This is a genomic window from Yersinia rohdei ATCC 43380, assembly GCF_000173775.1.
Lineage (GTDB): Bacteria > Pseudomonadota > Gammaproteobacteria > Enterobacterales > Enterobacteriaceae > Yersinia > Yersinia rohdei.
Genome location: NZ_ACCD01000027.1, coordinates 1 through 12523, shown reverse-complemented (window position 1 = coordinate 12523; position 12523 = coordinate 1). Strand labels below are relative to the sequence as shown.

The following is a 12523-nucleotide window of genomic DNA, read 5'->3' as shown; positions in this document are numbered from 1 at the left end:
CTCACTGTAGAATCTATCATTCAACAGAGATTTATTCAAATTGTGCATCTTGACGTTCAGAGATGCGACCTTGTTCAAGCAATGCCTGCTCAATGGTCTGTTGTAACATCCGAATACGTTGCTCCATATTGGAAGCATAGTCACGGGTTTTCAATCTTTCCTGAGCCAATTCGTGACATACGTTCAATGCCGCGATAAAAACTAACTGCTCAGTATTGGTGACTCTAGTGCGAACTTTCAGATCTTGCAACCGTTGGTTAAGATCTTCTGCTGCCATGTTTAATGCATCTTGTTGTTCTGGCGGGCAATTAACCCTTAACGAGCGACCAAAAACTTGTATATCTACCGGTTGTGCAGACATGCGACCTTCCTGACTAATTTCGCGCCAGCCCTGAAAACCAGAGGCAAATTGCTCGTAGTAGCAAAGCGGGCGTCACTATATATACCTCGATACCAAGATACAACCCCTTTATACCCGTCATCTTCCATGTTGCAGAAGTGTTGGCTGCACTCGCTCACCCGAACCACTTATTTTAGTAAGTTCTGCGGGATTTTCTCGTTTGCCGCCTTCCTGAATCTTGAAATCTATAGGGTATATAGCGTTGCGTTTTCTGGTATAGCGACCTTTCTTGATGGTAGCATAACACGAACTTATCCTGCCAACGATGACCAATACGCATGTCTATAGAGAATACATTACCAACTTACCAATCACTTGCCCTGGCATTGAACCAGCAAGCAGTGGCATTAACCCCCGCTGAAATGCATGGCTTAATCAGCGGCATGCTATGTGGCGGCAGTAAAGACGATGGTTGGCGCACTCTGGTGCATGACCTGACCAATGACGGGATGGCCTTTTCACAAAGCCTGGATTTACCGTTACAACAGTTACATGAAGCAACACAAGAAGCACTGGAGAATGAAGGTTTTATGTTCCAGTTGTTGATCCCTGAAGGGGATGGCGTCACCGTTTTTGACCGTGCGGATGCATTATCAGGTTGGGTAAACCATTTCCTGTTAGGTCTTGGTATGCTGCAACCTAAATTGGCGCAAGTGAAAGACGAAGTGGGTGAAGCCATTGATGATTTACGTAATATCGCTCAGTTAGGGTATGACGAAGATGAAGATCAAGAAGAACTGGCCCAATCATTGGAAGAAGTTATTGAGTATGTGCGTGTTGCGGCTATCTTGTGCCATATCGAATTTACACAAGAAAAACCCACCGCCCCAGAAGTACGTAAGCCGACATTACACTAAACCAACCAATGTGATGTTTTGAATGATGAAAACCGGATAATTCAGGAGGGTGTAATGACTCAACAAGAATACCAGAATCGCCGTCAGGCACTGTTGGCGAAGATGGCTCCAGGCAGTGCTGCCATTTTTTTTGCCGCGCCTGAAGCTACGCGCAGTGCGGATTCTGAATATCCTTATCGGCAGAATAGCGATTTTAGCTACCTGACTGGCTTTAATGAGCCGGAAGCGGTACTGATTCTGGTGAAAAGTGACGAGACTCATAACCACAGTGTGCTGTTCAACCGGGTGCGAGATTTAACCGCAGAAATCTGGTTTGGCCGCCGCTTAGGGCAAGAGGCTGCTCCCGCCAAGTTGGGGGTTGACCGCGCCTTACCTTTTGATGAAATCAACGAACAACTCTATTTGCTGCTTAATCGCCTTGATGTGATTTATCACGCGCAAGGTCAGTATGATTATGCGGACAAGATTGTTTTTTCCGCCCTGGAAAAATTACGTAACGGTTTTCGTAAAAATCTTCGCGCCCCCGCAACCTTAACTGACTGGCGGCCTTGGCTGCATGAAATGCGCCTGTTTAAGTCAGAGGAAGAAATTGCGGTGCTGCGCCGTGCCGGTGAAATCAGCGCAATGGCCCATACCCGCGCGATGGAAAGATGCCGTCCGGGGATGTTCGAGTACCAGCTGGAAGGGGAAATTCTGCATGAGTTTACCCGTCATGGCGCGCGCTATCCGGCATATAACACCATTGTCGGCGGGGGTGAAAACGGCTGCATTCTGCATTACACCGAAAATGAGTGTGAGTTGCGGGACGGTGAATTGGTGCTGATTGATGCCGGCTGTGAATATCAGGGCTATGCCGGTGATATCACGCGCACTTTCCCGGTTAACGGCAAATTTACACCGGCGCAGCGGGCGATATACGACATCGTGCTGGCGTCCATTAATAAATCGCTGGAATTGTACCGGCCCGGAACCAGCATCCGCGAAGTCACCGAGCAGGTGGTGCGAATTATGATTTCTGGCTTGGTCAATTTGGGCATTTTGAAAGGCGATATCGAACAGCTTATTGTGGAACAGGCGCATCGGCCATTCTTTATGCACGGTTTGAGCCATTGGCTGGGGCTGGATGTGCATGATGTCGGCGATTACAGCAATAGCGATCGTGGGCGTATTCTTGAACCCGGTATGGTGCTGACCATTGAACCCGGTCTGTATATCGCGCCGGATGCAGATGTGCCGCCGCAATATCGTGGTATTGGTATTCGTATTGAAGATGACATCGTGATAACGGCTGACGGCAACGAAAACTTGACGGCCAGTGTGATAAAAGATCCCGATGCTATTGAAGCACTTATGTCGGCACGAGCGCACTGATGAGTGTGATAATTGTCGGTGGCGGTATGGCCGGTGCAACACTGGCGTTGGCTATTTCCGCCCTTACAAAAGGGGCGATGCCGGTGGCGCTGGTGGAAGCCCTGCAACCCGATACCCGTAAGCATCCGGGATTTGATGCCAGAGCCATTGCACTGGCGCAGGGAACTTGTCAGCAGCTAGATAGCATTGGTATCTGGTCGGCATTGGCCGATTGCGCCACCGCGATTGAACATGTTCACGTCAGTGATAGTGGGCATTCCGGTTTCGTGAATTTGCGGGCGCAAGATTATCGTGTTGCGGCATTGGGTCAGGTTATTGAATTGCACGATGCCGGTAAGCGGCTATTTGCCTTGTTACAGCAGGCGCCGGGTGTCACTCTGCATTGCCCTGCAACCGTGGTTGATGTGGTTCGCACCGCAGAATCAGCCAGTGTGACACTGGATAACGGCCAACAGCTGAGCGCCAAATTATTGGTGGCGGCAGATGGATCTCATTCAGCATTAGCCCAAGCTTGTCATGTGCAATGGCAGCAGCAGGATTATCAACAGATTGCGGTGATTGCTAATGTCACCACTTCTGAACTGCCCAATGGTCGTGCTTTCGAGCGCTTTACTCGCCATGGGCCATTAGCATTATTGCCGATGTCTCAAGGGCGCAGCTCGCTGGTTTGGTGTCATGCTCAAGCAGAAAAGCAGCAGGTAGATAGTTGGGACGATGCCCGTTTTTTGGCGGAATTACAGCAGGCTTTTGGTTGGCGTTTAGGGAAGTTTCTTCATGCGGGCCAACGCTACAGTTACCCACTGCGGCTGTTGACGGCTTCGCGCCATGTTAGCCATCGTCTGGCATTAGTTGGCAATGCGGCCCAAACACTGCATCCGATTGCCGGTCAGGGATTTAATCTTGGTCTGCGCGATGTGATGTCGCTGGCGGAAACTATTGCACAAGCGGGCACTGATCCCGGCGATTATGGGGTGCTCAGCCACTATCAGCAGCGACGACAGCAAGATCAACAGGCCACTATTGGAGTGACGGACGGGTTAATTCACCTGTTTGCCAACCGCTATGGGCCGCTGGTGGTCGGGCGCAACCTTGCTCTGATGTCAATGGAACTGATGCCTGGCATTCGTGATGCTTTTGCTAAGCGGACGTTAGGATGGGTTAAGCGCTAACTTTGTCTACCCTTCATCAGTGTGTTGGCAGCTCCCGACCCCCGAATCACTTACTGAGGTAAGCTCATCGGGATAATCTCGTTTGCCGTCTTCCTGCCCGCTGAAATCTATGGGGTAGACAAAGTTAGTATTTATTATAGGAATGTATCTGAATGCAATCATATGATGTGGCTATAGTTGGTGGCGGAATGGTCGGCCTGGCACTGGCTTGCGGCTTACAAGGCAGTGGCCTGCGTATTGCCATTCTGGAGCATCAACCTGTCCAAGAAACGCTATCTGCTCCAGTGGTTGGTGAGCTAGCACTGCGGGTTTCGGCCATCAATGCCGCCAGTGAGCGCTTACTGCAAAAAATTGGCGTGTGGGACAGCATTCTGGCGCTGCGGGCCAGCCCCTATAGCGGCATGGAAGTCTGGGATAAAGACAGCTTTGGCAAAATTGCCTTCCACGCCGATGAATACGGTTTCAGTCATCTTGGGCATATCATCGAAAACCGGGTGATTCAGCAGGCGCTGTGGCAGCGAGCTTGCCAACTGGCTGATGTCACACTGCTAGCGCCAGCCAGTATTAAACAAGTGGCTTGGGGCGAAAGTGAGGCATTTATCACCTTAACAGATGACAGGATGCTCAGTGCCAAGCTGGTCGTTGGCGCAGATGGCGCTAACTCTTGGTTGCGACAGCAGGCGGATATCCCGCTGACATTTTGGGATTATGCCCATAAGGCTTTAGTGGCAACAATTCGCACTGAAGAAGCCCACCAAGTCACGGCGCGCCAGGTGTTTCATGGTGATGGAATTCTGGCTTTCCTACCTTGTAGTGATCCCCATCTCAGTTCAATTGTCTGGTCATTGCCGCCTGAGCGGGCTGATGAATTAGCCGCTGTAACGGCCGAGCAATTTAACCGTGAGCTGGGAATGGCATTTGATATGCGGTTGGGGGCATGTCAGCTTGCAAGCGAGCGCCAGACCTTCCCGCTGACTGGGCGCTATGCCCGCAGTTTTGCGGCACATCGGTTGGCGCTGGTAGGCGATGCTGCCCATACCGTCCATCCTCTGGCTGGGCAGGGTGTTAATCTGGGCTTTATGGATGCTGCCGAGTTGGTTTCTGAGCTGCGGCGTTTACAACGTCAGGGCAAAGATATCGGCCAACATCTTTATCTGCGCCGTTATGAACGCCGTCGTAAACACAGCGCTGCTGTGATGCTCGCCAGTATGCAGGGGTTCCGCTCACTCTTTGCTGGCAGCAATCCGGCGAAAAAACTGTTGCGTGATATTGGGTTAACACTGGCTGATAACTTGCCGGGGGTAAAACCGCAGTTAGTTCGTCAAGCGATGGGGTTAAATGATTTACCCGACTGGCTAGAACTGGCCCAATAAGGCTGTTTTATTGGGCATTTTGACTTAGGGCTGTGCTCGACATCCCCAGAAATCCTGAATTATAAGGTGCTGGGGTAGGCTCCGGTTAATTCGCAGCACTCACTCTGATGAGCCGCCCTAACTAACAGGGCGTTTCAACTGCATCAGTTTTGTCTGCGCGCTGTCTGCCGTGATTTATGAGTAAAGACGGCTTGTAGCGCTAAATCCTGTCCGTATCGGTAAACTCTGCCCGCACCATTACGCCCATTGGCATAGTTATGGCGCAGATAACTTCCTCTCAGTTGAAATAATCTAATTTCAACACGTTTTTCGCATTAGTTTTTTTCACCTATAGCTGAAACCTGAAAAGTTGAATCAAACAGAGTTTTGGTTATTTAGTTATATAATATCGCTGTTTTTACTGTCCGATTGTTAATTGTGTGTCTTTTGGCGCATTTTTACAGTGAAAAACTCTGCATAATACCCCTGCCTTTTACCTTTCTACTCTGTGCTATTGCCTATTTTACCTTATGGTTACCGGGTAAATTCAGTGTTAACGTTGGGTAAAAGGTATCGTTTGCGTAGCGGCCTGTTTAGGGTGATTTAGAGTACCGATACCAAACACTCATTACTTGAAACTGTTTGAGGGAAGAAATGGCTAAGCAGACCCCGCTGTATGACCAACACGTGGCGTGCGGTGCACGCATGGTAGATTTTCATGGTTGGATGATGCCACTGCATTATGGTTCCCAAATCGACGAACACCATGTTGTACGTACCGATGCCGGTATGTTCGATGTCTCGCACATGACCATTGTCGATCTGCACGGTGCACGTACCCGTGAATTCCTACGCTATCTGTTAGCCAATGATGTTGCCAAACTGACCCAACCGGGCAAAGCCCTCTACACCGGGATGCTGAATGCGTCTGGCGGTGTTATTGATGATTTGATTGTTTACTTCCTGCGCGAAGACTATTTCCGCTTAGTGGTTAACTCCGCGACCCGCGATAAAGACTTGGAGTGGATAACTCAGCATGCCGAGCCTTATCAGGTTGACGTGACAGTGCGTGATGATTTGGCGCTGGTTGCAGTGCAAGGCCCAACCGCACAACAGAAAGTGGCAACCTTACTGACCCCTGAACAGCAACAAGCAATTGCAGGAATGAAACCATTCTTTGGTATTCAAGCCGGTGATTTGTTTATTGCCACCACTGGGTATACCGGTGAAGCCGGTTATGAAATTGCCTTGCCAAAAGAGCAAGTGGTTGAATTCTGGCAACAACTGCTGGCTGCAGGTGTGAAACCTGCGGGTCTTGGCGCGCGTGACACTTTGCGTCTGGAAGCGGGTATGAATCTCTATGGTCAGGAAATGGATGAAGGCATTTCGCCTCTCGCCGCCAATATGGGGTGGACGGTCGCCTGGCTGCCGGAAGACCGTCAGTTTATTGGCCGCGCAGCACTGGAACAGCAACGTGCTAAAGGTACTGAGCAACTGGTCGGCTTGGTTATGACGGAAAAAGGCGTATTACGTAATGAGTTGCCGGTGCATTTTTCTGATGCTAATGGCAATCAGCATGTTGGTGTGATAACCAGCGGTTCCTTCTCGCCAACATTGGGTTTTAGTATTGCACTGGCCCGTGTACCGGCAGGGATCGGCGAAACCGCTGTGGTACAGATTCGTAACCGTGAAATGCCGGTGCGGGTCACAAAACCGGGTTTTGTGCGGGCGGGTAAGCCGGTCGCACTGTAAGTTTGTTTATACCCGTGATTCTTCAAGCTGCATGTGTGCTGGCGATGTTTAATCACCCAAATCAGATGGTTATGTCAGTGATTTGGGGTTCGCCTTCCTGTAACTCGAATTATTTAGGGAATGTCATTATTTCAAATTCTACGAGCCACACCTTTGGCTCTACGCCTTTTAAGGAGCAGCAATGAGCAATGTACCAGCAGAATTAAAATATGCGTCATCTCATGAGTGGGTTCGTGCCGATGGTAATGGCGTGTATAGCGTCGGGATAACCGAGCATGCGCAAGAGCTTCTGGGCGACATGGTGTTTGTTGATTTGCCAGAAGTGGGTAGCGAAGTTTCCGCGGGCAGCGATTGTGCTGTTGCCGAGTCAGTGAAAGCGGCTTCCGACATTTATGCGCCCATCAGCGGTGAAATCATTGCCGTGAATACCGAGCTGGAAAGCTCACCTGAACTGGTGAACAGCGCGCCTTATACCGATGGCTGGTTGTTCAGCATCAAAGCCTCTGATGAAGGCGAGTTGGACAATCTGTTAGATGCCGATGCTTATTTGGCGGCTATCGACGAGTAAATGAAGTTATGGCCATTTTATTTGCCATTTTGAGCTCGGGCAATGCATCTCCATTGTCGGCAACCATTACGCTCTTAAATAAATAGACCCAAAGTCATTGGAACCGCAGGTAGGCAGCAAACAAACTCATCCCGATGAGCTGACCCAAGTCAGTGATTCGGGTGACAAATCTGCCGGGAGTAGATTTGAACGCTGGGTGCAGCGGCCTCATTGAGGCAAGGCCTAGGATGGGCCGAGTAACGAATGCAGCTAATCCCCTGCGGCTTCAAGGACTAAGGGTAGTCAGCCACTTCCCGTCCCATGCCCTATTCAGGAATTTGTAGCAAATGACTCAGAATCTCAGCCAGCTTGAACATAACGATGCTTTTATTCAGCGCCATATCGGCTCCTCAGCTGAACAACAGCAACAGATGTTGGCCGCCATTGGCGCCAGCTCGTTAAGTGCATTAATCCAACAGATTGTTCCGGCAGATATCCAATTGCCCAGCCCGCCACCGGTGGGTGATGCGGCCACGGAACATCAGGCGCTGGCGGAACTTAAAGGGATCGCCTGCCAGAATCAGTGCTACAAATCTTATATCGGCATGGGCTACAGCCCGGTGCTTACACCACCCGTTATCCTGCGGAATATGTTAGAAAATCCCGGCTGGTACACCGCTTATACCCCATATCAACCTGAGGTTTCTCAGGGCCGTCTTGAGGCGCTGCTGAATTTCCAGCAACTGACACAAGACTTGACCGGTTTGGATCTGGCTTCTGCCTCTTTATTGGATGAAGCCACGGCGGCGGCAGAATCTATGGCGCTGGCCAAACGCGCCAGCAAGCTAAAAGATGCTAACCGTTTCTTCGTCGCCGATGACGTGCATCCACAAACCTTGGATGTGGTGCAAACACGTGCAGAAACCTTTGGTTTTGAAGTCATTGTTGATAGCGCAGAGAAAGTGCTGGAGCTGGAGGGCGTTTTCGGTGTGCTGCTGCAACAAGTGGGCACCACGGGTGAACTACACGACTATTCCGCACTGCTGTCTGAGCTGAAAAAACGCAAAATAATTACCAGTGTTGCCGCCGATATTATGGCGTTGGTGCTGCTGACTGCGCCGGGCAAGCAAGGGGCCGATGTGGTCTTTGGCTCAGCTCAACGTTTTGGGGTGCCAATGGGCTATGGTGGCCCACATGCGGCTTTCTTTGCTTGCCGCGACGAGTTTAAACGCTCAATGCCGGGCCGGATTATTGGGGTATCACGCGATGCTGCCGGTAATACCGCGCTGCGCATGGCGATGCAAACTCGTGAGCAACATATTCGCCGTGAAAAAGCCAACTCTAACATCTGTACTTCTCAGGTATTACTGGCCAATATCGCCAGCCTGTATGCGGTATATCATGGCCCGCAGGGCTTGCAGCGCATTGCCGGTCGTATTCATCGCATGACGGATATTTTGGCCGCAGGTTTGCAACAAGCCGGCCTTACCCTGCGTTTCCAGCATTGGTTCGATACCCTGACGGTGGAAGTCAAAGATAAAGCTGCGGTACTGGCTCGGGCATTGAGCTTTGGTATTAATCTGCGCACAGATATTCATGGCGCAGTAGGTATCACCTTGGATGAAACCACTTCCCGCGAAGATATTCAGACTTTATTTAGCTTATTAGCTGGTGATAATCACGGCTTGGATATTGATCTGCTTGATGCCAAAGTGAGCCAAAATAGCCATTCAATTCAGCCAACTATGTTGCGCCAAGACGCCATTTTGACTCACCCGGTATTTAATCGCTACCACAGCGAAACCGAAATGATGCGTTATATGCATCGTTTGGAGAAAAAGGATTTGGCGCTGAATCAGGCGATGATCCCGCTGGGCTCTTGCACCATGAAACTCAATGCTGCCGCTGAGATGATCCCCATTACCTGGCCAGAATTTGCTGAACTGCACCCATTCTGCCCACCGGAGCAAGCCGCCGGTTATCAGCAGATGATTGGCCAATTGTCACAATGGTTGGTGCAATTGACCGGCTATGACGCGGTTTGTATGCAACCAAACTCTGGGGCGCAAGGTGAATACGCGGGGCTGCTGGCAATTCGCCGCTACCATGAGAGCCGCAATCAGGCGAGCCGTCATATCTGCCTGATCCCAAGTTCTGCCCATGGCACTAACCCGGCTTCCGCGCAAATGGCCGGTATGTCAGTGGTGGTGGTGGCTTGTGATAAACAAGGCAATATTGACTTGCATGATTTGCGCCAAAAAGCAGGTGAGGCGGGTGATGACCTGTCTTGTATTATGGTGACTTACCCATCGACCCACGGCGTATACGAAGAAACTATTCGCGAAGTTTGCCAGATTGTTCATCAGTTTGGTGGCCAGGTTTATCTTGATGGCGCGAACATGAATGCTCAGGTGGGGATCACCACGCCGGGCTATATTGGCGCAGATGTTTCTCATCTTAACTTGCATAAAACCTTCTGTATTCCTCACGGCGGTGGCGGCCCAGGCATGGGGCCAATTGGAGTTAAAGCCCATTTGGCACCTTTTGTTCCCGGCCACAGTGTGGTGCAAATTGATGGCATGACCACCCAGCAAGGGGCGGTTTCTGCGGCTCCATTTGGTAGCGCGTCAATTTTACCTATCAGCTGGATGTACATCCGCATGATGGGGGCCGATGGCCTAAAACAAGCCAGTCAGGTTGCCATTTTAAATGCCAACTACATTGCTACTCGCCTAAAAGGGGCTTATCCGGTGCTGTATACCGGTCGTGATGGTCATGTGGCGCATGAATGTATTCTGGACATTCGCCCACTGAAAGACGCGACAGGCATCAGTGAGATGGATATCGCCAAGCGATTAATTGATTTCGGTTTCCATGCGCCAACCATGTCCTTCCCGGTGGCGGGCACATTGATGGTGGAACCGACTGAATCTGAAAGTAAAGTTGAGCTAGACCGCTTTATTGACGCCATGTTGGCTATCCGCGCTGAAATCGAAAAAGTGGCCCAAGGTGAATGGCCGCTGGCAGATAACCCATTGGTCAATGCGCCGCATACCCAAGCTGAGCTGGTGGGTGATTGGCAGCATCCTTACAGCCGCGAGCTGGCAGTATTCCCGATTGCCGGAGTGATTGAGAATAAATACTGGCCGACCGTAAAACGTCTGGATGATGTGTACGGCGACCGCAATTTGTTCTGCTCATGTGTACCAATGGCGGATTACGAATAGCTCGGTATATGTGGGGGTGAGGTTAATTCCTCCTCGCTAACCCCGTGTTTTAGCCATTTAAGGGTCGCGTAAGCGGCCCTTTTGTTTTATTGGTATTCATTAAATCAATGGCTATTCTTATCCTTTGGGAAAAATACTCACCACTAAATAGGAAGCAGGGATATGCAGAAGAAAGTCGCATTAGTGACTGGCGGCAGCCGGGGCATTGGCCGCGCCACAGCATTATTATTGGCTCATCAGGGTTATCGGGTGGCAGTAAATTATATCAATGATGAGCAAGCGGCCCGGCAGGTAGTGGCCGAAATTGCTGCCGCGGGTGGGCTAGCCGTGGCATTACAGGCAGATATTGCCGATGAACTTCAGGTGGTCGCGCTATTTGAAAAGCTGGAATCCCAGCTCGGGCCTATCACGGCGCTGGTCAATAATGCCGGTATTTTATTCCCACAAACCACCATTGAAGGGCTAACTGCCGAGCGAATTAATCGGGTGCTGACCACCAATGTGACCGGTTATTTTTTATGCAGTCGCGAGGCGGTCAAACGCATGGCATTGCGCCACGGCGGGAATGGCGGGGCGATTGTTAATGTCTCTTCCGCCGCCGCTCGGCTGGGCGCTCCGGGAGAATATCTGGACTACGCCGCCTCCAAAGGGGCGATTGATACATTGACCATTGGCTTGTCGCTGGAAGTGGCAGCCGAGGGCATCCGAGTTAATGGAGTGCGGCCGGGCTTAATCTATACAGACATACATGCCAGTGGCGGTGAACCGGGGCGAGTTGATCGCGTAAAAAATTTGTTGCCAATGAAGCGAGGCGGCCACCCGCAAGAAGTGGCAGAAGCCATTGTCTGGTTGCTGTCAGAGAAGGCTTCGTATGTCACCGGCAGTGTGTTGGATCTCGCCGGAGGGAAATAGGCGCAGCTCTGGTGTTAACAGCTCGGCCCTGCTGTGGTTTTGTTGTTACAAGACGGGGTCAGCTGCTTCAAATCTGTACTCGTCAGATTTATAACCTGAATAACTAAGACCAAAACATAATGGGTTACATGTGCTGACAGACTATTTAAGCTTACACGTGTACACTGGAATTATTCTCAGTTAAGCTGGGTGCAGTATTTTTGTGCTCATCGGATGAGATAACTATTAATATTCAGGAAAATCAGTATTGAAGAATAAACCAGCGACACCGATGGCTTCGGTTGCTACCACGCCAGTGTATCCGTGGGCGGAAGAAATCGCCAACAGCATCAGTCATGGGATTGGTGTGGTTTTAGGTATTATCGGCTTGGTGTTATTGCTAGTACAAGCGGTGGATAGCGGAGCGGACACCAAGGCTCTGACCAGCTATAGCCTGTATGGCGGCAGTATCATTTTGCTGTTTCTGGCATCAACCTTATATCACGCCATTCCTCACCGCAAAGCAAAACTCTGGCTACAAAAATTTGACCACTGCGCCATTTATCTTTTAATAGCAGGAACTTACACGCCATTTCTTTTAGTGGGGCTAGATTCGCCTTTGGCGAGAGGTTTGATGGCGGTTATCTGGGGTTTAGCACTGATCGGGGTGATATTTAAACTGGCTTTTGCTCACCGATTTGAAGTGTTGTCACTAGTGACCTACCTCACGATGGGCTGGTTATCCCTAATTGTGATTTATCAGTTAGCGGTAAAACTCGAGATAGGCGGCTTGGCGCTGCTAGCAACCGGCGGGCTGTTATACACATTAGGTGTCATTTTCTACGCCTCGAAGCGAATTCGCTTTGGTCATGCTATTTGGCATGGTTTTGTCCTCGGCGGGAGTGTGTGCCATTTTATGGCCATTTATCTGTATGTCTAACTCTCCTTCGCCCTTGG

The 12523-nt window shown here is 50.4% G+C and carries 10 protein-coding genes; 9 read left to right on the top strand and 1 reads right to left on the bottom strand.

Annotation, left to right across the window (positions count from 1 at the left end):
• Positions 1–31 precede the first annotated feature (31 nt).
• Positions 32–361 (bottom strand): cell division protein ZapA, encoded by a 330-nt coding sequence (gene zapA / locus YROHD0001_RS03760; protein ID WP_004715962.1) that lies wholly within the window; start codon positions 359–361, stop codon positions 32–34.
• Positions 362–678: 317 nt separating this feature from the next.
• Here zapA and YROHD0001_RS03765 point away from each other — a divergent pair, with 317 nt between their 5' ends.
• From YROHD0001_RS03765 to trhA, 9 genes are all read left to right on the top strand, one after another.
• Positions 679–1257 carry a YecA/YgfB family protein gene (locus YROHD0001_RS03765; RefSeq protein WP_004715961.1) on the top strand — a complete coding sequence of 193 codons (579 nt, stop codon included), beginning with the start codon at positions 679–681 and terminating at the stop codon, positions 1255–1257.
• Between the two features lie 54 nt (positions 1258–1311).
• Positions 1312–2628: a Xaa-Pro aminopeptidase gene (pepP, locus tag YROHD0001_RS03770; RefSeq protein ID WP_032817647.1), complete on the top strand. Its 1317-nt coding sequence runs from the start codon at positions 1312–1314 to the stop codon at positions 2626–2628.
• The gene (ubiH, locus tag YROHD0001_RS0118445) at positions 2628–3797 is read left to right on the top strand and encodes a 2-octaprenyl-6-methoxyphenyl hydroxylase (RefSeq protein ID WP_032817646.1); all 1170 of its coding nucleotides are present in this window, start codon (positions 2628–2630) and stop codon (positions 3795–3797) included. The genes pepP and ubiH overlap by 1 nt, the downstream gene beginning before the upstream one ends.
• A gap of 152 nt (positions 3798–3949) precedes the next feature.
• Positions 3950–5170 (top strand): FAD-dependent 2-octaprenylphenol hydroxylase, encoded by a 1221-nt coding sequence (gene ubiI / locus YROHD0001_RS03775; protein WP_004715959.1) that lies wholly within the window; start codon positions 3950–3952, stop codon positions 5168–5170.
• A 633-nt stretch (positions 5171–5803) separates the two neighbouring features.
• Positions 5804–6901 (top strand): glycine cleavage system aminomethyltransferase GcvT, encoded by a 1098-nt coding sequence (gene gcvT, locus YROHD0001_RS03780; protein ID WP_004715957.1) that lies wholly within the window; start codon positions 5804–5806, stop codon positions 6899–6901.
• A gap of 181 nt (positions 6902–7082) precedes the next feature.
• The gene (gene gcvH, locus YROHD0001_RS03785) at positions 7083–7469 is read left to right on the top strand and encodes a glycine cleavage system protein GcvH (protein ID WP_004715956.1); all 387 of its coding nucleotides are present in this window, start codon (positions 7083–7085) and stop codon (positions 7467–7469) included.
• A gap of 326 nt (positions 7470–7795) precedes the next feature.
• On the top strand, positions 7796–10675 hold the full coding sequence (gene gcvP / locus YROHD0001_RS03790; protein ID WP_004715954.1) for an aminomethyl-transferring glycine dehydrogenase: 2880 nt from the start codon (positions 7796–7798) through the stop codon (positions 10673–10675).
• A gap of 162 nt (positions 10676–10837) precedes the next feature.
• Positions 10838–11587 (top strand): SDR family oxidoreductase, encoded by a 750-nt coding sequence (locus YROHD0001_RS03795; RefSeq protein WP_004715953.1) that lies wholly within the window; start codon positions 10838–10840, stop codon positions 11585–11587.
• Positions 11588–11858: 271 nt separating this feature from the next.
• A complete protein-coding gene (gene trhA / locus YROHD0001_RS03800; protein WP_004715952.1) occupies positions 11859–12506 on the top strand; it encodes a PAQR family membrane homeostasis protein TrhA in 648 nt (215 codons plus the stop codon).
• The last annotated feature ends 17 nt before the right edge of the window (positions 12507–12523 follow it).

Coding starts and splice junctions, on each gene's coding strand:
- zapA (WP_004715962.1), bottom strand. CDS start 361: ATGTCTGCACAACCGGTAGATATACAAGTTTTTGGTCGCTCGTTAAGG.
- YROHD0001_RS03765 (WP_004715961.1), top strand. CDS start 679: ATGTCTATAGAGAATACATTACCAACTTACCAATCACTTGCCCTGGCA.
- pepP (WP_032817647.1), top strand. CDS start 1,312: ATGACTCAACAAGAATACCAGAATCGCCGTCAGGCACTGTTGGCGAAG.
- ubiH (WP_032817646.1), top strand. CDS start 2,628: ATGAGTGTGATAATTGTCGGTGGCGGTATGGCCGGTGCAACACTGGCG.
- ubiI (WP_004715959.1), top strand. CDS start 3,950: ATGCAATCATATGATGTGGCTATAGTTGGTGGCGGAATGGTCGGCCTG.
- gcvT (WP_004715957.1), top strand. CDS start 5,804: ATGGCTAAGCAGACCCCGCTGTATGACCAACACGTGGCGTGCGGTGCA.
- gcvH (WP_004715956.1), top strand. CDS start 7,083: ATGAGCAATGTACCAGCAGAATTAAAATATGCGTCATCTCATGAGTGG.
- gcvP (WP_004715954.1), top strand. CDS start 7,796: ATGACTCAGAATCTCAGCCAGCTTGAACATAACGATGCTTTTATTCAG.
- YROHD0001_RS03795 (WP_004715953.1), top strand. CDS start 10,838: ATGCAGAAGAAAGTCGCATTAGTGACTGGCGGCAGCCGGGGCATTGGC.
- trhA (WP_004715952.1), top strand. CDS start 11,859: ATGGCTTCGGTTGCTACCACGCCAGTGTATCCGTGGGCGGAAGAAATC.